The sequence below is a fragment of the Halobacillus yeomjeoni genome (assembly GCF_020171525.1).
Classification (GTDB): Bacteria; Bacillota; Bacilli; order Bacillales; family Halobacillaceae; genus Halobacillus; species Halobacillus yeomjeoni.
Genome location: NZ_JAIVAI010000001.1, coordinates 733828 through 754459, shown reverse-complemented (window position 1 = coordinate 754459; position 20632 = coordinate 733828). Strand labels below are relative to the sequence as shown.

Genomic DNA, 20632 nt, shown 5'->3' with positions numbered 1-20632 from the left:
CATCATCAGCTGAATATGGTAAAATGAGTAACGGTGATAGGAAAGGAAGTGATTGTGATGAACGAAGCACTGAAGCAATGGACAAGTTTAAACCAGCAACCACCGATTTCTGAGGTGGAAGCACTCAGATATTTGAATGACCATGAAGTTGAAGACTCAGAATTGAAGGCACTATTATACGTAACGCTTGCCTATCATCGAATCAAACGTCATCCCGAACAAGATTCCTTAGCGGATCAGTTCATAGATGAAGCAAGAACGATTGATAAACATAACTCTATAGTCAATGACTTATATGAATCGAAACAAATGATGCAAGCCTATACCTTATTGAAACGCACGCCGTTGGAGCAATGGGTTCTCCACGAAACCGATCATGATTCGGCGAAAGCGAAGAAAGCCAAAGCCATCTACTCGGATGTGAAGGACTTGAGAGAACAGTGGAATCAGGATCTGGCAGAAAAAACGATCGTCGATGCCACCAGCCGGCTGAATTTATATAAGGATGTTTTTGAGCAATTGACGGAATTGGAAGAAATGCTGGATGAGGCGATTTCATCGATTGAAAACCGTCGTATCCGGATTCCTGTCCGCGCCATAAATGAACGTACGCGCAAGCTTTCCGATGATCGGGATGAATTGTATAAAAAGCTTCCATCGTTTTTAACTGATCGATCCAATCAAAATCCGTTGGAATCCTTCGATCAAATGGTCGGTTTGCACGATGTAAAAGCTTATATCAAAAGGTATTACCACTTTTTGAAATACCAGCAGCAACGAAAAAGCTTCGGTTTTTCCATGGTGGATGAACCGGGGCTGCACATGATCATTACCGGAAATCCGGGAACTGGTAAAACGACAATTGCTCGTCTCTTGGCGAACATTTATCACGAACTTGGAATTTTAGATACGAAAGAAGTTGTGGAAGTGAATCGCTCTCACTTGGTCGGTTCCTACGTCGGTCAAAGTGAGGAGAACACGATGAATTATGTGAAGCAGGCTATCGGTGGTGTTCTATTCATCGATGAAGCCTACAGCTTGAAACGCGAAGGGCAGACGGGGAATGATTATGGCCAGGCGGTCATCGATACGCTGGTATCAGCGATGACAGGGAAGGAATATGGAGGCAAATTCGCTGTCATTTTAGCTGGTTATCCTGAGGAGATGCGTCAATTCCTTTGGTCGAACCCTGGACTGAGAAGCCGTTTCCCTGAGCAGAACCACATTCAATTGCCGGATTACAAAATGGATGAATTGATCACCATTGCAGAACAAGCGGCTATCGATAATGATTTCTTTTTCACTGAGGAAGCACTGACGGAATTCAATTCCCTGATTGATCGTGAAAGGGTGGATGACTCGTTCGGCAATGCGAGGACTGTGAAAAACCTTGTCATGAAAACAGTGTTCCAAAAAGGGGCTCAAGAAGCGCAGAGGGACAAACATCACTGGCTGGATCACATGCGTATTGATGTGGATGACCTTGAGTGGGATCGACATTCAGATGAAAACGAGAGGTCACCGATGGAACGCTTGGATGAATTGATCGGCTTGAAAAATGTGAAACAGGAAGTTCGTAAATTATCCTCTTTCGTCCAGGCGCAGCAAAAGAGGAAGGAACGCGGATATCCCGTCGTACCGATCCAACTGCACTCAGTATTTTCAGGAAATCCTGGAACAGGTAAAACTACGGTGGCAGAGATTTATGCGGACGTATTGAAAGAGTGCGGCCTCTTGAAGCGTGGGCATATGGTTGTCGTTTCAAGGAGTGATCTTGTCGCGGGCTATGTCGGTCAAACGGCTATGAAAACGAAGAAGAAAATCAGGGAAGCGCTGGGAGGCGTCCTGTTTATCGATGAAGCATATTCCTTGTACAACGGTGGAAGGGATGACTTCGGAAAAGAGGCGATAGAGACGATCGTCGACGAAATGACCAGGCATAATGAAAATCTTGTCGTCATTTTAGCTGGATACCAACGAGAAATGGAACAATTGGTAGAAAGTAATCCGGGGCTGTCATCCCGCTTCAAAAAATACTTCCACTTCCCTGACTACGAAGAGAAGGAACTGCTTGAAATGACGCATTACCAAGCGGAACAGTATGGCTATCATTTCAATGAGTGGGCTGAATCCTTCCTTCTTGAAAAATACACGGATCACAACGTCCGTGGCAATGGACGGTTTATCAATAACCTCGTCAATGAAGCGATTCAATACCAGGCGATCCGCGTCATGGAAGATGAAGTGGATGATATGAATGAATTAGAGCTCGTCGATTTGGAAAAAGCGTGGAATGCAGTACGGAGGGAGTCCTGATATGAAAGTCGTAGAAATTCCGATTCAAGTTAGGTACCAGGAAACAGATATGATGGGGGTCGTCTATCATGCCAACTATTTAGTGTGGTTTGAAATCGGTCGTACATCATTCATAGAATCCCTTGGGTTCAAATATGCGGAAATCGAAAATCAAGGGGTCGTTTCGCCGGTCATTGATGCGAATGTCAGTTTTAAAAACCCGGTTCGATATGGCGACCCTGTCCATGTGAAAACCTGGGTGGAGAGCTATGATGGACTTAGAGTCACATATGGTTATGAAGTCGTGCACGAGAATGGTCAAACGGCGGTTTCTGGTGAAACGAAACACGTGATTGTTAAGAAAGACAACTTCCGGCCGGTGTCAATACGGAGAAGTTTTCCTGAATGGCATGAAGCTTACGTGAGCGCGATGGAGTCTGATTCCTGATGGCTTTCGGTGTGAAGAGGGAAGAATTGATGGACTGGAAAAAACGTGTGCAATCTGGAGAAATTGCGATTTTGACCCATTTTTGGATCGATGATCGATTCCCTGGATGTGACACTGTCACGAAAGTAGGCTGCTCCGACATCGAAAAGTTGCGAAAATGGGGAGCCCAGTATGGATTGCACCCGGGATGGATTCATTACGACCCGCGTTTTCCTCACTTTGACTTATTCGGCGAAAGACAGTATGAAATCTTGAAAAAAGAAGAAAAATGGGACCAGATCGAACGGTTTTCATTGGATAATTAATAAAAGCCCGATTCCAAATAGAGGAATCGGGCTTTTTTTTATTAACCGGCCATCACTTTTTCCATGGCACCGGGCATTTCCACTTCACGCTGCTCGAACACTTTCTTCGTAACCTTGAGAGCGTTCAAAACACTAGGGAAACCTGTGTATGGAATCAAGTGCAGGATAGATTCCACGATTTCAGTAGGTGTAAGACCTGAGGTCAATGCTGTGTTCACGTGTAATTCAATTTGAGGTTCTCTGCCCTGAGTGATCAATGATGATAAAGTGACGAGTGCTCTTTGTTTGTTATCAAGTCCTGGTCTGGAGTAAATATCTCCATAAGCGAACTCGATGATATATTTTCCGATGTCAGGGGCAATCTCACCAAGTTCTTCTGAAATTTTATGGTGAGTAGAAACCCCATCATCTGATGATAATGTGAATTCGTTCAGTTTATCTAATCCTTTTTGGTAACGATCGGTTGTCAACGTTAGCCTCCTGTTCTTGGGTGTCTTATTTTTTCTGTTTAGGTGGGTACGTCTGTTTCAATAAGTGATCCAGAACGTCTTTTCTCAAATCTTCGTCCAGCGGGGCCAGACCGAAAATTTCGGAAAACCATAAGCCGTCGGCTGCCAGTCGTAAAATGGTCGCCTGAACGGGGTCGATTCCGTCATTTGCTATATTTTCCTGCCAGTTATTGTACGTTTGCTGCAAAGGTTTGAGTAAGTCGGAGTTTACTCCATGGGCCGCCAGCATCCCTGCGCTCGTTTCCGTATTTTTTAAACTTTGATCATACGTAGCTTTTATAAAAGCGCGTGTCCATTTCCCTTTGGAGTTGATGTCATCAGTGACGGCATTTTCAACATTGGTCCGATAAATGTTATTCATATGCAGGACGAGCCCTTCAATTAACGCTTCCTTACTTTTGAAGTGATAAAGAAGTCCTCCCTTGCTGACCTCTGCTTCCTCGGCGACAGCATCGAGTGTGAGGGCATCAATGCCCCGGTTGTGAACGATGAGTGCTGCCGCTTCTAGAATCTTATTCCTTTTCGATTGTCTTGGCATTGATGATCCCTCGCTTTATTTGTAATTAATCTCACCATATATTACCACTAGCACATAGGGCTTTCAATTTAAAAGTAAACGAATGAGTAAAGTAATATGGAAAGTTAATGTTTTTCGCAGGAACTAGGTAACCCAATTTGATACTATACAATCCAGACGGTTTAAAATCAAGCGATAGTCCAGGTTTAGTTATAGACGTCTCTGTGTGAAATGTCCTCCCTGGACGACTGTGGTGTATTGCGCTCGCATGGAGCGGAATATTCTATATTGTATTAAAGGTGCAGCAAAGAAAACTTGTGAGATCAGGTGGAGATATAAGCGGGCTTTATACTAATGATTTTCTACTAAAAAAAGATTTGTATAAGCTGTTGAAAATAAACAGTCCGGATGGTATAGTTTCAACTGGTATTGATCAAACGCATTCGAAAATAGTTATACAAAAAACTTCAAGGAGGAATTACGCATGAAAAACAAAGTATTGTTAACCGCAGCAGTCACAGGTGCCGGGGATACCGTGAAAAAGAACCCGAATGTCCCTGTGACACCGAAAGAAATTGCTGAATCCGCAATTGCTTCTGCAAAAGCTGGAGCTTCTGTCGCTCACGTCCATGCGCGTGACCCGGAGACTGGAGGAATCAGTCATAATGTCGAACACTATCGTGAAATTGTCGACCGAATCCGTGAGTCTGAAACGGATGTCATCATAAATATCACTTCTGGCGGAGGTGGAGATTTCATCCCGAGCCTTCAAACTCCAGCAGCTGGGGGGGACGGCACGGACATTCAGACACCGGAACAACGTCATGAGCCTGTAGGTGAACTTCTTCCTGAAATGTGCACATTGGATTGTGGAAGTACCAATTTCGGCAACATGATTTATATGAGCCCGACCGACTGGCTTCGCGAACAGGCGAAACTTGTACAGGAAAGTGGTGTGAAACCTGAACTGGAATGCTTCGACACCGGTCATATCCGTTTTGCGAAGCAGCTGATCCATGAAGGTCTCGTTGATGGTGATCCAATGTTCCAATTCTGCCTTGGAATTCCTTGGGGAGCTGAAGCTGATGCTGAAACGATGATGTATATGAAGAATCGTCTACCTGAGGATGCCCATTGGTCTGCGTTCGGAATCGGTCGCATGCAGTTCCCGATGGCAGCGCAGGCGGCACAGCTTGGTGGAAATATCCGTGTCGGTCTTGAAGACAACATTTATTTATCCAAAGGGGTACTAGCAAGCAATGAACAGCTTGTCGATAAAGCCGTCCAGCAACTATCCGCTCATGACATGGAACCGATGAGCCCACAGGAAGCAAGGGACTATTTCAAACTACGCAACCCACATGGAGGGAAGTAAAATGACAGCAGAGATCAAAAAAGTAGCCGTAGTCGGAACAGGAGTCATTGGTAATGGGTGGATCACCCGTTTTCTAGCTAAAGGATATGACGTCATCGCCACCGATCCCGCTGAAGGTGCCGAGGAAAGAATGCACAAAGCTGTAGAGCAGTCATGGCCGTATGTCGAAGAACTTGGCCTTGCAGAAGGTGCTTCCAAAGAAAGGCTCACTTTTACAGACAATCTTGAAGAAGCCGTAAAAGAGGCGGATTTCATTCAAGAAAACGTACCGGAAGTGGAAGATCTGAAACAGAAAGTCCTTCAAGACATCGACCGTCATTCCAAACCGGATGCGTTGATCGGCTCAAGTACTTCAGGAATCATGCCTTCTGAACTGCAGGCTCATTTTGAAAACCCTGAACGATTCGTCGTGGCACACCCTTTCCATCCTGTTTATATCCTTCCACTCGTCGAAGTGGTTCCTGGAAAATCTACGACGAAAGAAAATACGGATCGTGCAAAAACGTTCTTTGAAGGCTTGAATATGAAAGCATTGATAGTCCGTAATGAAATCGAAGGTCATATCGCGGACCGTTTGATCGAAGCGCTTTGGCGTGAATCCCTTCATATCGTCAATGAAGGAATTGCGACAACAGAAGAAGTCGACCAGGCCTTCATTTATGGTGCAGGTATGCGTTATGCCCAGTACGGACCATTCCTTACGTTCCACCTGGCTGGTGGAGAAGGCGGCATGCGCCATATGTTGAAACAATTCGGCCCTGCATTGAAAAAGCCTTGGACGAAACTTGTTGCTCCTGAATTGTCGGACGAACTGTATGATAAAGTCGTTTCCGGCTGTGAACATCAATCCGGCGACATGTCCATGTCAGACTTGGACAAAAACCGAAATGAGTTCCTCGTTCGTTTGATGGACCTTGTCCAGGAATACTGGCCTGAAGATCAAAGCAAGAAGAAAGAAACTACGGAGGTGTAAAGGATGACGACTCCTTTTCATTATCCATTCACCGTCAAAAAGGATTGGGTCGATTACAATGGTCACATGAATGACGCAGAATATGTCCGTGCGTTCAGTCTTGCAACAGATGCTTTCATGGATTTCATCGGTTTGGATGAGAATGGACGAAGAGAGCATTCTTACACCATTTTCACCCTGGAAACCCATACCTGCTATTTGAAAGAAGCGCATGAAGGAGAGCCGCTGGCCATTAATAGTCAGTTGCTTGATGTCGATGAGAAGCGGATTCATCAAATCTCTTTCATGGAAAATGAAAACGGTGATGTAATCGCCACATATGAACAGATGTTGATGGGCATCGATCAGAACTCCGGCCGTCCAGCCCCGTTCCCAGAACCGGTAGAACGGACGATTCATGCCATCTATTCCGAGGATGAAAATAAAGCAAAACCAAAACAGGCAGGAAGAACGATCGGAATCCGCCGTAAAAAGTGATAAAAAGCCTGGCTTTCAAAAGGAAGCCAGGCTTTTTTTTATGTTTAATTTTATTATTGTTTAAGATTAGCAGAAATTACATAGCAATGAAAGATCTTAATATGGAAGAACTTATTACCTGGATATTTAATCAGTAACATCAATGAAAAACACTGGAACAGCAGGAAACAATATTGCATTTAATCTTTATGACATCTTTATTACAATTAAATTACATAATGAGAAGAGAGATATAATAGATCTCTCTTTTTTTTGGTGGAGGTATTGTGGGAGGATATGCCTCTTATGAAATAGATAAACTTAAACAAAAGGCATTTAGACATTTTGGTTTTTAGGATGGTAAAAATATTGAACTATGCTAGGCATGTATTGTTTCTAATAGTAATTGGAGCTAGCACTTTATTAATGGTATCTATAGAGAATAGGGATAGTTTATTATCCTCTACAATTAGCTCTTTTACTGCTTCTTTGATTTATTTGTTCTATATTTTCTCACATATTACTATTGTATGGAGAATTATGGGCTCTATAGTAATGTTTCTACTCTTTTTCATCACAATACATTTTGAATTTGGAGTGCATTATTTTATACAACTAATATTAATTGTGATAATAATGTTTTGTTTTTACTCTTTACCACCAAAGAAAAGAGAACAAATATAATTGATGTAAAAGACCTGGAGCAATATACAAATAAAGGGCTGTCTAGGAGGGGATAAGTTCTTCACTTTTGGATATTCCTTTTTATTTTGGCTTTGTTAAACGTTGGTGTTGATATTTATAGAAATAACATAATTTCCAATTATTTAGAAGTCATGTGCTGAATTATTGTCAGTTTTGGAATAGGAACTCTATGGGGTGTTTTACATGTTGATAGTTGGCGAGATGCAGCACCAAATAATTTATTCTTAGGAGCAGCATCTGGGTTTTTAGCAGCTGGGCTGATGGCTAACCCAAATGGTTTAGGAGAAGTTGGAGCTGGAGTTGCCGTAGGATTACTTACAGGAGCCGTAAACGGATGGCATAAATCCACTACTTGAAAAAAATACTGCGATGGTATATATGGGTTGTTAGAGTAAGAGAGGAGTATAAATATGAATAGTATTCCATTATATGTATGGGGGGTATTAGGTATCTTTGGGTTTAATGGAGTACTTGGTTATTATCTGTGGAAGAAACCTGAATCAAAACCGTATTACATTTATTCAATAATCGTTTTGAATATTTCTTCTGTATCTGCCATTATTTCACCTTTAGTTAAACAGCCTTTCCTAAAATACTTGCAGATAGGAAATATAATTCTTTTGCTTCTTTATATTATAAGCATTTTCGTAATAGTGGTTGTTTATAATGTAAAACATGAGAATGACGATTGGTTTTCTTAAAAATGGTGCATAGCAACTCATGTTAAAAAATAAAGGGAAGAAACACCAAATGGTGTTTCTTCCCTTTAAATAATGGTGTTAATACACCAAAAACTTGTTCAATAAAAGCTATAGAAGTGAATGATGAGTATGTCTTTGTTCCAGATCAAACTTACGAAGCAAATCCTAAATCAAATACAGAAAGTTCCGCACCTTCCAAAGAATCAACAATGACACGTTCAATTATTGGAGGTGCTATAGAAGGTACAGTTGGTAGTGGTAAACGTGCAATGGAAAAGAAAGTATCAGTATACAGGCATAAAGAACCTGATCCTGATAATGCAAATCGGTCTATTCGCCAGTTTCGAACTTCCACTACCAAGCCACTTATGAAATATGCTAAACCTGTAGGTATTGCCGGTTCAGCGGTAACAATTGCAACGGAATTTGTGAACCCCAACTATTATGAGGGATTGATTGGGTGGCAGACTGTTGGTAAAATTGCGATTTCTGGTATAGCTATAGGGGCCAGTGCTGCCATTCCCTCTGTTGCAGTAGCAACTCTCCCCCCTTAGGTGGAGCTGTTATTGGTGGGGCCGCTTCCACTGGTATAAGTGAGCTGAAAAATTTAGCCTTTAGAAAACTAGGATGGTAGGATGGTGGAAACTGTTGAAATATATAAAGCATCTCTTATATTTAATAATTATTGGAAGTAACTTGTTTTTAATGGTATTTTTTCTGCAGAATGATTAATTATTCTCAACATTTGGAGCGCTATGTTTTTCCTTACTCTCTTCGTTATATTTTTATTCTCATCTTATTCTCCCATGGAGAATAACTGGTGGCGTAGTATTGTTTATATTTCTATTTATTATTAGTTATTTTAAAATACCCGAAATACCCATTTATAACCATATAGTAGCAATTGGATTTGTTGTAATAAGTTTATGTATTTACTTTTTGCCACCTAAGAAGAGTGAAAATTTTTAAACAATAAAAGCCAAATAAAAGATTATTTCATTAGAAAAAAGTGCCTGACCCACATTACGTTAACGCTTTATCGAAGCGGGGGTCAGGCACTGATATTCTGATATTAGGAAAGATGGTGCAGCAGCTGTTGGTGGTGGTGCTTCCGAAAAAGTTGTTGAAGAGGATTTGGACAAACGAAAAGGATAACTATATAAGTTCATGGCGAATCCTTTAAAACATTTAAAATTTTTGGGAACATGGGGAAGTTCTGTGCTGGGTTTGGCCGACATAGATAAATCTTTGCGCAACGATAATTTATCAACCGGACAAAAAATTGGTAAATCTGGAATTATTGTTGGAGGTGCTGTAGCCAGTGGAGTGTCGGGGTCTTTAATTACATCAGGGGCAACTATTGGAGGAACAGCATTGTTCCCTGGAATAGGTTCTGTCGTAGGATTCGTAGGTGGTCTAGAAGACTCAGACTATGTAGGTTATCAAATATCTAGATATCAAACAAGCCTGTATAAAAAGTGGGACTTTTTAGTGAAATAGGAGAAATTAGAATGAACTTAAAATTTTACACTTCAAAAATCCTTGCTCTTAAATTTCTAGTCATCATAATCATTGTGACATCAAGTTTTTTGGCAGCATATTTTGACCATAAAAACTTCGTGGATTTGATAGTAATGGTAATACTAGGGTCTCTCGTTATTTTATTCACCCTAGCATTTTTTGCGATAATCCTTAACAAATTCCAAAAAGTGGAAATTACAACTGATTATTTTGTTTTTTATCCATTACCTTTCAAAAAGCCGATTATATGGGAATGGGATGAAGTTAGATATTTAACAAGAAGTAAAAGTAAATTATTTTCTAACTATTTGTTGAAAAATAATAAAAATGAAATTATATGGTTGCATGATTTTCGAGATTCAACTTTGATAAATGAAATTAAAGAGCGTTCAAAGAATATTAAAGTACATGAGTCAGTTAAGTAATTATCAATTTTGAACTTTAATATTAAACGATTTATTATTTTTGTCTCTCAATATATAGGTGCTGCAAATGGATCACAAAAAGGAGCTCTTGGAAAAGAGATACAGTGATTGTATATATGGTTTGTTAGAATAAGAGAGGAGAAAAAAATATGAACAGTATTCCGTTATACATCTGGGGGATATTAGGATTCTTTATTTTTAATGGTTCCTTTTCTTATATGATATGGAAAAAGCCAGAATCAAAACGATACTACATTTATTTTTTAATAGTATTGAATATTGCTTCAATATCGAATATCATCTCTCCTTTTCTAGAAGACCCTCTGCAAAATTACTTGCAGATAGGGAGTTTTATTCTTATGCTTCTGTTTATTATAAGCATTTTCGTAATAGTGGTTGTTTATAATATAAAACATGAGAATGACGATTGGTTTTCTTGATAAATGGTGCATAGCACCTCATGTTAAAAATTAAAGGGAAGCATCACTAAATGGCCCCCCGTTACGTTAACGCTTTATCGAAGCAGGGGTCAAGCACTGATTTTATGGGGGGTTTTAAAAATGAAACAAAATAACGTTTTAGGTTTAAGGATATTAGCCTATATTATTGATTTTGTCGGTTTAATGTTGGTTATGTTATTGTCTATTGCATTTATAGGGTTAGATAGATTAAATAACAACTTATATCTAGGGATAGTTTTTACACTAGCAATAGTAATTTTGTATTTGTGTAAAGATATACTTAAAGGAAGAAGTCTGGGAAAGCGCATTATGGGACTAAAAGTGTATTCCAAAACAAAAAAGCTTAATACAATTAAATATTTCTTTAGAAACCTTTTTCTAGCAATATGGTTTATTGAAATTATAGTAATGTTAATAAGTTCTGATAGGAAAAGGTTAGGTGACCTTGCCAGTGGAACTTATGTAGATAAGTTTCCGATTAATAACTAGTTTGAATGCAGACACTTTATTCGAAAAAAAAAGATTAGATTTTTACTTTGTAATGAATCTGGGTTTTCACTCAAAACAAGCTTAATTGGTAGGCGGAAGGTTGACGCTTCGAAATTTTTGAACAGATACTGATGGGCATAGATCAAAACTCCGGCCGCACAGCCCCGTTCCCGGACCCTATACAATGCACAATTGGTTCCATCTATCGGAATTCTCCGTAAATAGGGGTGATAAAACTGGCTTTCAAAAGAAAGTCAGCTTTTTTAATGTCCGAACAGGGCGGATGCATATACGCTTTTCTTTTCTCTCCATAAGCTATTTATAGTTTCATAACAAGGGAGAGAAAACGATGTTTTCCAAAATGTTCGGTAATCTGGAAAAAAAGACAGGTGTAAAAATGGAAGAAGTGATGAAACTTGCTCAATCTTTGAATGGTGCCAACTTCAAAGATGAAAAAACAGTAAGGAACGTCATAAAAAAAGTGTCCAAACTCGCCAATAAGCCTGTCTCTAAAGAAAAAGAAGAAATGCTCGTCAAAGCTATCATAACCGGAAAAGTACCTAAAGATCTCGCAGATCTCGAGAAAATGACCAAAAAGAAAAAATAAATGAAGAATAGGCCACCTTAATCAGGGGGCCTATTTTAATGAAGGGGTTATGACAGATACTTAAAGAAAATATCAATAGGTCAACTATTAATAAAGGAGAATAATTATTCCATTCTGTCATACATCAGAGAAATTTTATTTTCAATAAGAACTGCAAATATGGAAAAACCTCTCCTTAATAAAGGGGAGGTTTCTTTTTTTTAGTTGACGATAGCCGCTCCAACGATAATCAGAAGAATGAATAGAACGACGATCAACACAAATTGGTTACCACGGTAACCATAACCACCGAATCCTCCATATCCGTATCCCATGAGATTTCCCCCTCTCTACGAAGTAAGGAGGTTGAAAGACACAACCTCTCTATACCTATCTTATGTATCCGATACACTCATGTTTGTGTAGTTGTCCAATAGGGAGAGAGTCATAGTGAAAAATGGTAAGATAGAGAAAGGAGAGTCGGAAATGTAATAGAAGAATGGAGAGACATCAGTTATGCACATCTCACAGCAAGTCGCACAATCAATCGTTCAGGAAACGCAGGCGATTACAAAGCAGAATATCAATTTTATGGATCATAATGCGAAAATCATAGCGAGTATGGATTTTGAGAGAATCGGTGATTTTCATGAAGGTGCTCGAGAAGTACTCCGGACTGAAAATAAAGTCATCATATCAACCGGGGAGGAGTATGAAGGAGCCAAACCAGGAATCAACCTTCCCGTCCGGTTGAATCATCAAGTTGTCGGCGTGATCGGTATTACCGGCAAACCTTCAGAGGTGAATCAGCTCGGAGAACTGCTCAAGAAAATGACAGAGATTTTGATAAAGGAAGCTTACTTGGATGACCAGGTGGAATTGGAGAAGCAGGCGCGGGAAACGTTCATCACTGAGTGGGTTCACCAAAAGTATGAGGATGAAAAACTTCTGGCTACGAGAGGCTGGATGTTTGGGATCAATATTCATAAACCACGCGCGGCCGTCGTTTTGGAACTCGCTGGATTTCAGGAGTATTGGTATGAAAGAATGGAAAATGCTGAGGTTGATATGAAGGAAGAAGTCCATTTACAGCGATATCGGAGAGACATTGAACACTTGATCACTCAGCATTTCCCAGAACGACACGAACACCTTCTCATTCCAGATGGCAGCTCCAGGTATATCCTGCTCCTTTCAATCAATCCTGAAGATGAAAAAGAGAAGCAGAAAAACAAAATTCTATTCAGGTTAAGTAGAATTAAGGAAGCTCTTGATTTTACATACCGGCAGAAAATCGTCATGGGAATTGGCGGACTCTGTACGAACCCTGAAGATATGTGGAAATCACTGGAGGAAGCTGAACGTTCACTCCAGTATGCTTCCGACCATGATCAAAACCTATCCTTTTTTGATGATTTAGGGGTTGAATCGTTTATGTATGACCTGCCTGCTTCTGTCAGACAAGATTTCGTTGAACGTATCTTGAAGCCTGATCAGTTGATGAAAATTCCCGATAGTCTTGAAACGATGAAGGTATTTTTCCAATGTCGAGGGTCTGTCACTGAAGCTGCACAAATGATGCACATTCATAAAAATACCTTACAATACCGATTAAAGAAAATTGCAGAACTGACAGGCTATGACCCTCGTGATATCAAGGATTCCACACTTTTGCAGGTGGCTGTCAGTTTTAATAGAATCAACAAAAAGACATCGTGATCGATGTCTTTTTGTTATGGAGAACAAAATATAATGATGATAAACCCTATCTATTTAGTTTCTGTACTATAGTAATTTGTAAAATAATTTCCTATGATAGCGTTAACACCCAAAAAGGAGAATTTAATATGAACTTCAATAAAGAAAAAATGAACAAAATTATAAACAACCTTGAGTTTGTTTACGGTGAAGAAAAAGGAAGGCGGATTTTCGAGTCCGTTCAACACTTGATTGAATCGTATAAGGGAAAAACGAAACCAAAATCCAAACAGTGGGTTGATGAGAAAGATGTTATGTTAATCACTTATGGGGATACGATCAAGAGCGAGGAAAAGAATCCTCTACAGACGTTGAATTCCTTTCTTAAAGAGCGCGTAGGGGACACGATCAATTCTGTTCACATTCTGCCTTTCTATCCATTCACATCCGATGACGGATTTTCCGTGCAGGACTACTTGAAAGTCAATCCGGAAGTCGGAAACTGGGAGGATGTCCACGAGTTGTCCGAACAATTCGATTTAATGTTTGATGCGGTCATCAACCATATTTCCAGTAAAAGTGACTGGTTCTTAAACTATTTGGAAGGGGATCCAGACTACCAGGACTACTTCGTCGAAGCAGATCCAGATGAAGATTACAGTTCGATCGTCCGCCCGCGTGCCCTGCCTCTTCTGACAAAAGTCGAGCATGCACAAGGTACAAAATATGTATGGACGACGTTCAGTGAAGACCAGATCGACTTGAATTATGAGAGTGAGAAACTCTTTATGGAAGTCCTGGATATCTTAGTCCAGTACGTCAAGCACGGAGCAAGATATTTGCGCCTCGATGCCATCGGCTTTTTATGGAAGCGTTTGAATACATCCAGCATCCATTTGGAAGAAACCCATCGAATCGTCCAGGTGATGAGAGATGTCCTTGAAGAGATTTCTCCTGGAACGATCATCATTACAGAAACGAATGTGCCGCATAAAGACAACATCAGCTATTTCGGAGATGGAACGAACGAAGCGCATATGGTTTATCAGTTCCCTCTTCCTCCATTGACGCTGAATGCATTTATGTCCGGAAATGCCAAGCACTTATCTGAGTGGGCCGATTCATTAGAACCTACAAGCGACCATACGACGTTTTTCAACTTCCTTGCTTCCCATGACGGCATAGGTCTTCGGCCGGTAGAAGGAATTTTGACAGAAGAAGAAGTGCAGAAAATGGTCGATCAAGTCAAAGACAATCACGGGTATGTGTCCTATAAAGATAACGGCGATGGAACCCAGAGTCCTTATGAATTGAATGTCAATTACTTGAGTGCATTATCAAAACCAGAAGATGAGACAGACCAGAATGTAGCTCGCTTCCTCGCTGCGCAAATGATCCTTCTTTCTGTTAAAGGTGTTCCGGGGATTTATATCCATAGTCTGCTTGGGTCATTGAATGATCAGGAAGGAGTGGATGAGACAGGGCGATATCGTTCCATCAACCGGGAAAAATTGAACCGTGACCGACTTGAAAGTGAGTTGGATGAAGATGGAAGCCTGCGTTCAATGATTTTTGATACGTATTTAAACCGTATCGAGAAACGTACACAAGAGTCAGCCTTCCATCCGAACGCAGAGCAGGAAGTGCTTTTCCTTGATGATCGTGTATTTTCTGTGATTCGAAGCAACGAAAAATCTGGTGAGACGATCACTGTACTCGTCAACGTGTCGGACCAGCAAGTCGATGTAGATACGGAGGCTGTCCAAAAAGCGGTTGGTGTTGAAAATGTCCATGACCTGATAACAGAATCCACCATCTCCTTGCAAAGTTCAAACATAGAGCTTGCTCCATATCAAGTGATGTGGCTGAAGGAGGCATAAAAATGAAAGTGATAGTCGCTCCTGATTCGTTCAAAGGTTCCATGTCAAGCACAGAAGCCGCAGCATCAATCAAAAAAGGTCTGCAGTTTTATGATCCAGATATGACTGTCAAAACGATTCCGATGGCTGATGGCGGAGAAGGTACGGTGGATGCGCTTTTATCGATTTTGGGTGGAACACGGATTGAAAAAGAAGTGTTTGATCCTTTAGGCCGTGAGATAACGGCTTCCTATGGATGGATCAACCATACAAAAACAGCTGTAGTAGAAACAGCTGCGGCTTCCGGATTACCTTTACTAGATACCCAGGAGCTGAATCCTATGGAAACCAGCACCTACGGAACGGGACAGTTGATTGCGGATGCTTTGGAGCGAGGAGCAGAAAAAATCATCTTAGGTCTCGGTGGAAGTGCGACAGTCGATGCAGGAACAGGATGCTTCCAAGCGTTAGGGGTCCATTTCCTGAATGAAGAAAGGGAGAAGCTTGACATGTGTGGGGATTCATTATCCTCAGTGTCAAAAATTGAAACTGATTCTATGCATCCGAGAATGAATGAAGTGGAGTGGACCATTGCATCTGACGTGACTAATCCATTATTAGGAGAAAAGGGTGCCGTGGCGGTTTTCGGGCCGCAAAAAGGCGTTACACAAGAACAGCTGCCTGTCTTTGAACAGAAGATGACTCAATATGCTTCTGTAGTAGAAGATCACACTACAAAAAAATGTCGTCATATAAACGGAAGTGGTGCGGCAGGAGGATTCGGGTTTACCCTCTTCAGCTTGTTGGATCAACCTGAAGTAGAGAGTGGGTTCCGGCTGATCGCTGAATGGAGTGATCTCAAAGGTCACCTTGCCGATGCCGATCTGGTCATCACAGGTGAAGGGAAGATGGACAGTCAATCGCTTTATGGGAAAGTTCCCGTTGGTATAGCTCAAATGGCGAAAGAGGCCGGGGTACCCTGTATAGCCTTGACTGGGAAAGTTGAAGGGGACTTGCATGCAGCGAAGTCTGAAGGCTTGAATGTCATCCTGCCGATCGTAGATGAGCCGATGAGTCTGGAAGAAGCTATGAGTAGAGGGAAGGAATTGTGTAAAAAAGCTAGTCATCGCTTTATGGAAGTTTATCACATGTAACCTGGAGAGGAGTGGAGTAGATGAGTAGCTTTACAGTGATCGACTACATCATCTTTATCGTTTATGTACTGGGTACTGCTGCGATCGGTGCCATGTTCGGGAAAAAGCAAAAATCGACGAAAGATTATTTCTTAGGTGGAAGAAGCATTCCTTGGTGGGCGATCGGACTTTCTGTCATGGCGACCCAGGCCAGTGCCATCACCTTCATCGGTGCCCCGGGATGGGGATATGAAGGCGGCTTGACGAGGATGGTCACCTTTGTCAATGTACCGCTGGCCATGGCATTTTTGATCGCTACCATTGTTCCATTCTTTTATAAAACCGAAGTCTACACCGCTTATGAGTATTTAGAGCGGAGATTTGACGTGAAGACGAGGACTTTGACTGCAGCATTATTTTTAATTGCTCGTGGTTTGGCTACGGGAGTCGTTTTATACGCTCCGGCGCTTGTTCTATCGGTCGTTACGGGAATGGATGTCAGCATAACGATCATTCTCATGGCGGTCATCGCGGTTTCCTACACTGTTCTCGGTGGAATCAGTGCAGTCATCTGGACCGACGTCATTCAAATGTTCGTCCTATGGATCGGAGCAGGCTTGAGTGTGTTTATCATTTTCCAAGATGTCCCTGGAGGATGGACGGAAGTGTTGAATACGGCTTCACAAACCGGGATGTTGAACTCCATCGACTTTTCTATTGATTTGTCCGTGGAATATAGTATTTGGGCTGGTGTCATCGGAGGATTCTTCCTTCATGCCGCGTACTTTGGAACGGATCAAAGTCAAATCCAGCGTGTCCTGACGAGTAAATCGATCCGCGAAAGTAAGTTATCTTTAGTTTTGAGTGGGGTATTGATGATCCCTCAAATGCTTTTATTCTTGCTGATCGGTGTTCTTTTGTACATTTACTATCAATATGCGGGAGATCCGAATATCAACAACTTAAACGAATTATTCCCTAGATTTGTCGTCAATGAACTGCCAATCGGGATATCAGGATTGATTATCGCTGGAGTTTTCGCAGCAGCGATGTCCAGTCTGGATTCTGCACTCAACTCTCTTTCAGCCGTGACGATCCGGGATTTTTACAGTAAGTTTTACAGAAAAAATGCCTCTGAGGAACATTACCTGAAGGCATCACGATATGCGACGGTATTCTGGGGAATTTACGCAACGATTTTCGCTTTCTTCGCCGGCAATTTAGGTCCGGTGATCGAGGCGGTCAATAAGGTCGGATCCTATTTTTACGGCGCTCTCTTAGGTGTCTTCATCCTTGCCATTTTCACTCGACGGGTGAATGGAACAGGAGCCTTCATAGGCGTTATTGCTGGCATGGCTTCTGTTTGGGCGGTAACAGCGTTCGCTGAAGTATCGTGGTTGTATAACAATTTAGTGGGAGCAGTGGTTGCCATTGGCTTTGGTATTCTAGTCAGCAGATTTACGGAGGCTCCAGCTTCTGAAAAGGTGGAAGGATTGACTATACATAGAAATGACGCAGAACTTCAAGAAAGCTTATCGGCAAGAGCAGAAGCTGCTGTTTCTGTGGAAGATGAATCACTGATTGAGAAAAAGACCAAAAAATGGCCCCTTTATCTCGTTCTTTACTTCTTCGGTGTCATCGCTTTCTTGCTTTGGCTACAAAATATGTAGGTAGGTGGAACAATGAGCAGTCACTATTTACAGGCTGAGTTGAACCGAAAAGAGGCCATTTCAAAAATGAACACCCATGTTCAGTCAAAATGGTTGAGAAGACTTAAAAGGAATAAAACCCTTGTGTCTGTCGAAAAAATGTATATCCCCTTCTGGTGCTTCGATTACTATGCTGAAGCCCATTCTGTCACGGAAGGGATGGAAGGTAGAATTGCAATTGATCCGGTCAATCATATCAAAGCGATTTTGCCGATGGAGTACCCGGTACAGCAGGCAGGAGAAACCACGTTCCCTAGCGCTTCTAAAATATTGAGTGAAAAGCACGCCGAAAGTGCAATCTACTGGGAACTTTTTTCAAAGGAAAAGAAACGACATAAAATTAAAGTCGTGATCCAAGACCAGTGGCTGGTGCATGTACCTTATTGGATCGGTTACACGAAGGATCGGAAGCAGCAATACGACATCATAGCTGTTGACGCTCTGAATGGCAAAGTGGATTTTCCCATCAAAGACACGATTTTCACCTACTTGAAAGAGGCCGGTGCATAAAGAAGATGTAAGAAAAAAGGAAACGTACGAAAGTGCGTTTCCTTCTTTTATTTCATTCGATTTCTTAGAGTATATTACAAGGGAAAAGGGTGGAATTCCATTTTTCTTTTGATGGGCACTAGAGAGAGGATGAGTTTTACATTGAAGGTGAGCTTTTTATTATTGGATTTAAGCAGGTGAGGTTAAAAGAAAAGAACTTCCTGTCAGGAAGTTCTTCAAGATTCTATTCATTGTAATTGAATGCGGGTTCTTTCCACTTTTCATCAAATTCAACCTTCAACGAATGGTTATCGAAATACCATTCATCATCTTCTTCCACGAAGAAGGTGATTTTACCGACCGTTGTCTGCGCAACTGGTTCTGCTGGTTCTTCAAGTTTGATCGCTAATGAAAATCCAGGCTGCAATCCTCCGACGCCCCCGTATCGGACATAAAAGCGTAAATGTGTTTCTTTATTGATTTCCAATTCTTCTTCGTACCATTGTGCTGCTTGTTCGGTTACTGTCAAATCCATTTTATCAGCTCCTATTCATACGGTTGCTGTCTATTCTTTTGATTCCTCATGTTCAGGAGATGTAAACATAATAGAAAGAAATCCCCGACGTCATTCGTCTGGGATTTCTTTATGAGTTTTTCCGTTTTTCAGGGACAGGATCGAAACCGCCCTTATGAAAAGGCTGGCATTTTAATATCCGCTTAATGGTCAGATACAGCCCCTTGAAAAATCCGAACCGCCTGAAGGCTTCCAATCCATACTCAGAACAAGTCGGTTGAAACCTGCAGGAGGGCGGGAAGAAAGGGCTGATCCCTTTTCTGTAAAACTGGATGATCCAGATCATGATGTGTTTCATGATGACACTTATTTACTTTCTTCTTTTTTATCGTAACTCAACGTGGCTACAGCATCATGCAGGTGGATGGACTCTTCATTCCTGCAGCTGACTTTGAATGACTCGACAAAGTCATATTCATATAAATCTGCAGCTACAAGGCGTACAATGTCTTCGACGAAACGCGGGTTTTCGTACGCTTGTTCTGTGACCATTTTTTCATCTGGACGTTTCAGCACTGGATGGATGCGGGCACTGGCGTTACTCTCCGCAGCTTCAAGAAGAGCAGCTTTCCAGTCGATTTCCTGTTCATTGAAATCATCCGTCAATTTAACTTCCATCGTTACATTACCCCGTTGATTATGAGCACTGTATTCACTGATTTCTTTTGAACATGGGCAAAGGGTGGTAATGGTCCCTGTAAGGGTAACGGTAACATCGTGGCCGGTTTCTTCCTCATATTCGACACGAATCGTAGCATCCGCGTGGTTCATGCCGGCAAGATCAGAATATGGTCCTTTCCGCTCGAAGAACCAAGGGAAAGATACTTCTACTTCTGAATTTTTTTGTTTCAAACGCCCGGCTAGTTCTTCAGTGAAACCTTTCATGGTTTCGATATCAACCGCAAAACCTTCATTGTGATACTTGTCCAACTGCTCGGTGAAACGGCTCATATTCGTGCCTTTACTACCTTTGGCAATAGAAGAACCGAAGGAGAACGTACCGATGGTCGTCTGGATCTCAGGTGTCATACTGCTCGGGATACGAATCGGGTGTTTCACATTGGAAATCCCGACCATATCTATATCAAAAAGAAAGTCTTTTTTTGAATTCTGTAAATCAGCCATGTCTGCTTTATCAACCGGTTTCGTCCGGGGACCTGGTTTGACAGAGCCGAATAATTTGTGTCGCTCTTCTTTTGAAGGCAGCTGTTTATTTTGTGTGAGTTCAGTTTTGTTCATATCAAGGACTCCTTTCAGGCCTTTTTCTACGTCAAAGTATACATTATGTATCGACAATTATACAGCTTTATGCACATTCGAATGTGTCGATATTTAGTGAAGGTAGTCTTAGATTGTCTTTTGTGCTTTTTATTATCCATAGACTGGATTATTCTTTAGTTTTGG

General features: G+C 41.4%; 22 protein-coding genes. 16 read left to right on the top strand and 6 right to left on the bottom strand.

Features of this window, described 5'->3' with window-relative positions:
• Positions 1 to 57 precede the first annotated feature (57 nt).
• Genes LCL89_RS03865 through LCL89_RS03855 form a run of 3 tightly spaced genes read left to right on the top strand, consistent with a single transcriptional unit; the run spans position 58 to position 3048 of the window.
• Positions 58 to 2316 (top strand): AAA family ATPase, encoded by a 2259-nt coding sequence (locus LCL89_RS03865; RefSeq protein WP_224807835.1) that lies wholly within the window; start codon positions 58 to 60, stop codon positions 2314 to 2316.
• 1 nt (position 2317) lies between these two features.
• Positions 2318 to 2743 (top strand): acyl-CoA thioesterase, encoded by a 426-nt coding sequence (locus tag LCL89_RS03860; RefSeq protein ID WP_224807833.1) that lies wholly within the window; start codon positions 2318 to 2320, stop codon positions 2741 to 2743.
• Positions 2743 to 3048 carry a hypothetical protein gene (locus LCL89_RS03855; RefSeq protein ID WP_197316026.1) on the top strand — a complete coding sequence of 102 codons (306 nt, stop codon included), beginning with the start codon at positions 2743 to 2745 and terminating at the stop codon, positions 3046 to 3048. The genes LCL89_RS03860 and LCL89_RS03855 overlap by 1 nt, the downstream gene beginning before the upstream one ends.
• Before the next feature lie 41 nt (positions 3049 to 3089).
• On the opposite strand, the gene LCL89_RS03850 is transcribed toward LCL89_RS03855, so the two are convergent.
• Together LCL89_RS03850 and LCL89_RS03845 are read right to left on the bottom strand one after the other, a co-directional pair.
• A complete protein-coding gene (locus LCL89_RS03850; RefSeq protein ID WP_197316027.1) occupies positions 3090 to 3518 on the bottom strand; it encodes a carboxymuconolactone decarboxylase family protein in 429 nt (142 codons plus the stop codon).
• Positions 3519 to 3543: 25 nt separating this feature from the next.
• Complete coding sequence (locus LCL89_RS03845; RefSeq protein ID WP_224807831.1) at positions 3544 to 4095, bottom strand: TetR/AcrR family transcriptional regulator; 552 nt, start codon at positions 4093 to 4095, stop codon at positions 3544 to 3546.
• A 463-nt stretch (positions 4096 to 4558) separates the two neighbouring features.
• On the opposite strand from LCL89_RS03845, the gene LCL89_RS03840 reads away from it, so the two are divergent.
• From LCL89_RS03840 to LCL89_RS03805, 8 genes are all read left to right on the top strand, one after another.
• Positions 4559 to 5449, top strand: a complete 891-nt coding sequence (locus tag LCL89_RS03840) for a BKACE family enzyme (RefSeq protein WP_224807829.1) — start codon at positions 4559 to 4561, stop codon at positions 5447 to 5449.
• A gap of 1 nt (position 5450) precedes the next feature.
• A complete protein-coding gene (locus LCL89_RS03835; RefSeq protein WP_224807827.1) occupies positions 5451 to 6422 on the top strand; it encodes a 3-hydroxyacyl-CoA dehydrogenase NAD-binding domain-containing protein in 972 nt (323 codons plus the stop codon).
• Positions 6423 to 6425: 3 nt separating this feature from the next.
• Positions 6426 to 6899, top strand: coding sequence for a thioesterase family protein (locus LCL89_RS03830; RefSeq protein WP_224807825.1), 474 nt, complete (start codon positions 6426 to 6428; stop codon positions 6897 to 6899).
• Between the two features lie 1501 nt (positions 6900 to 8400).
• On the top strand, positions 8401 to 8838 hold the full coding sequence (locus LCL89_RS03825) for a hypothetical protein (protein ID WP_224807818.1): 438 nt from the start codon (positions 8401 to 8403) through the stop codon (positions 8836 to 8838).
• Positions 8839 to 9451: 613 nt separating this feature from the next.
• Positions 9452 to 9784, top strand: coding sequence for a hypothetical protein (locus tag LCL89_RS03820; protein WP_224807817.1), 333 nt, complete (start codon positions 9452 to 9454; stop codon positions 9782 to 9784).
• Positions 9785 to 9795: 11 nt separating this feature from the next.
• Entirely contained in the window at positions 9796 to 10230 is a 435-nt protein-coding gene (locus tag LCL89_RS03815; RefSeq protein WP_224807816.1) for a hypothetical protein, read from the top strand.
• 560 nt (positions 10231 to 10790) lie between these two features.
• Positions 10791 to 11180, top strand: coding sequence for an RDD family protein (locus LCL89_RS03810; protein WP_224807815.1), 390 nt, complete (start codon positions 10791 to 10793; stop codon positions 11178 to 11180).
• Positions 11181 to 11529: 349 nt separating this feature from the next.
• The gene (locus LCL89_RS03805; RefSeq protein ID WP_224807814.1) at positions 11530 to 11787 is read left to right on the top strand and encodes a stage VI sporulation protein F; all 258 of its coding nucleotides are present in this window, start codon (positions 11530 to 11532) and stop codon (positions 11785 to 11787) included.
• A gap of 200 nt (positions 11788 to 11987) precedes the next feature.
• Here the strand turns inward: LCL89_RS03805 and LCL89_RS03800 are convergent, their stop codons facing one another.
• The gene (locus LCL89_RS03800) at positions 11988 to 12101 is read right to left on the bottom strand and encodes a YjcZ family sporulation protein (RefSeq protein WP_197316034.1); all 114 of its coding nucleotides are present in this window, start codon (positions 12099 to 12101) and stop codon (positions 11988 to 11990) included.
• A 181-nt stretch (positions 12102 to 12282) separates the two neighbouring features.
• On the opposite strand from LCL89_RS03800, the gene LCL89_RS03795 reads away from it, so the two are divergent.
• From LCL89_RS03795 to LCL89_RS03775, 5 genes are all read left to right on the top strand, one after another.
• The gene (locus LCL89_RS03795) at positions 12283 to 13485 is read left to right on the top strand and encodes a CdaR family transcriptional regulator (protein ID WP_224807813.1); all 1203 of its coding nucleotides are present in this window, start codon (positions 12283 to 12285) and stop codon (positions 13483 to 13485) included.
• Between the two features lie 128 nt (positions 13486 to 13613).
• Positions 13614 to 15344, top strand: a complete 1731-nt coding sequence (locus tag LCL89_RS03790; protein WP_224807812.1) for an alpha-amylase family glycosyl hydrolase — start codon at positions 13614 to 13616, stop codon at positions 15342 to 15344.
• 2 nt (positions 15345 to 15346) lie between these two features.
• Positions 15347 to 16477, top strand: coding sequence for a glycerate kinase (locus LCL89_RS03785; RefSeq protein WP_224807810.1), 1131 nt, complete (start codon positions 15347 to 15349; stop codon positions 16475 to 16477).
• Positions 16478 to 16497: 20 nt separating this feature from the next.
• The gene (locus tag LCL89_RS03780; RefSeq protein ID WP_224807808.1) at positions 16498 to 18126 is read left to right on the top strand and encodes a sodium:solute symporter; all 1629 of its coding nucleotides are present in this window, start codon (positions 16498 to 16500) and stop codon (positions 18124 to 18126) included.
• A gap of 12 nt (positions 18127 to 18138) precedes the next feature.
• The gene (locus LCL89_RS03775) at positions 18139 to 18675 is read left to right on the top strand and encodes a hypothetical protein (protein WP_224807806.1); all 537 of its coding nucleotides are present in this window, start codon (positions 18139 to 18141) and stop codon (positions 18673 to 18675) included.
• A 223-nt stretch (positions 18676 to 18898) separates the two neighbouring features.
• Here the strand turns inward: LCL89_RS03775 and LCL89_RS03770 are convergent, their stop codons facing one another.
• From LCL89_RS03770 to folE2, 3 genes are all read right to left on the bottom strand, one after another.
• Positions 18899 to 19189: a HesB/YadR/YfhF family protein gene (locus LCL89_RS03770; protein ID WP_197316039.1), complete on the bottom strand. Its 291-nt coding sequence runs from the start codon at positions 19187 to 19189 to the stop codon at positions 18899 to 18901.
• Positions 19190 to 19298: 109 nt separating this feature from the next.
• Positions 19299 to 19526, bottom strand: a complete 228-nt coding sequence (yidD, locus tag LCL89_RS03765) for a membrane protein insertion efficiency factor YidD (RefSeq protein WP_224807804.1) — start codon at positions 19524 to 19526, stop codon at positions 19299 to 19301.
• Between the two features lie 8 nt (positions 19527 to 19534).
• The gene (gene folE2 / locus LCL89_RS03760) at positions 19535 to 20467 is read right to left on the bottom strand and encodes a GTP cyclohydrolase FolE2 (RefSeq protein WP_224807802.1); all 933 of its coding nucleotides are present in this window, start codon (positions 20465 to 20467) and stop codon (positions 19535 to 19537) included.
• Positions 20468 to 20632: the final 165 nt, after the last annotated feature.

Excerpts from the sequence above, each read along its gene's own strand:
- folE2 (WP_224807802.1), bottom strand. The coding sequence starts at position 20,467 with ATGAACAAAACTGAACTCACACAAAATAAACAGCTGCCTTCAAAAGAA.
- LCL89_RS03820 (WP_224807817.1), top strand. The coding sequence starts at position 9,452 with ATGGCGAATCCTTTAAAACATTTAAAATTTTTGGGAACATGGGGAAGT.
- LCL89_RS03860 (WP_224807833.1), top strand. The coding sequence starts at position 2,318 with ATGAAAGTCGTAGAAATTCCGATTCAAGTTAGGTACCAGGAAACAGAT.
- LCL89_RS03855 (WP_197316026.1), top strand. The coding sequence starts at position 2,743 with ATGGCTTTCGGTGTGAAGAGGGAAGAATTGATGGACTGGAAAAAACGT.
- LCL89_RS03830 (WP_224807825.1), top strand. The coding sequence starts at position 6,426 with ATGACGACTCCTTTTCATTATCCATTCACCGTCAAAAAGGATTGGGTC.
- LCL89_RS03775 (WP_224807806.1), top strand. The coding sequence starts at position 18,139 with ATGAGCAGTCACTATTTACAGGCTGAGTTGAACCGAAAAGAGGCCATT.
- LCL89_RS03865 (WP_224807835.1), top strand. The coding sequence starts at position 58 with ATGAACGAAGCACTGAAGCAATGGACAAGTTTAAACCAGCAACCACCG.
- LCL89_RS03795 (WP_224807813.1), top strand. The coding sequence starts at position 12,283 with ATGCACATCTCACAGCAAGTCGCACAATCAATCGTTCAGGAAACGCAG.
- LCL89_RS03835 (WP_224807827.1), top strand. The coding sequence starts at position 5,451 with ATGACAGCAGAGATCAAAAAAGTAGCCGTAGTCGGAACAGGAGTCATT.
- LCL89_RS03815 (WP_224807816.1), top strand. The coding sequence starts at position 9,796 with ATGAACTTAAAATTTTACACTTCAAAAATCCTTGCTCTTAAATTTCTA.
- LCL89_RS03770 (WP_197316039.1), bottom strand. The coding sequence starts at position 19,189 with ATGGATTTGACAGTAACCGAACAAGCAGCACAATGGTACGAAGAAGAA.
- LCL89_RS03780 (WP_224807808.1), top strand. The coding sequence starts at position 16,498 with ATGAGTAGCTTTACAGTGATCGACTACATCATCTTTATCGTTTATGTA.
- yidD (WP_224807804.1), bottom strand. The coding sequence starts at position 19,526 with ATGAAACACATCATGATCTGGATCATCCAGTTTTACAGAAAAGGGATC.
- LCL89_RS03810 (WP_224807815.1), top strand. The coding sequence starts at position 10,791 with ATGAAACAAAATAACGTTTTAGGTTTAAGGATATTAGCCTATATTATT.
- LCL89_RS03800 (WP_197316034.1), bottom strand. The coding sequence starts at position 12,101 with ATGGGATACGGATATGGAGGATTCGGTGGTTATGGTTACCGTGGTAAC.
- LCL89_RS03845 (WP_224807831.1), bottom strand. The coding sequence starts at position 4,095 with ATGCCAAGACAATCGAAAAGGAATAAGATTCTAGAAGCGGCAGCACTC.
- LCL89_RS03785 (WP_224807810.1), top strand. The coding sequence starts at position 15,347 with ATGAAAGTGATAGTCGCTCCTGATTCGTTCAAAGGTTCCATGTCAAGC.
- LCL89_RS03790 (WP_224807812.1), top strand. The coding sequence starts at position 13,614 with ATGAACTTCAATAAAGAAAAAATGAACAAAATTATAAACAACCTTGAG.
- LCL89_RS03805 (WP_224807814.1), top strand. The coding sequence starts at position 11,530 with ATGTTTTCCAAAATGTTCGGTAATCTGGAAAAAAAGACAGGTGTAAAA.
- LCL89_RS03840 (WP_224807829.1), top strand. The coding sequence starts at position 4,559 with ATGAAAAACAAAGTATTGTTAACCGCAGCAGTCACAGGTGCCGGGGAT.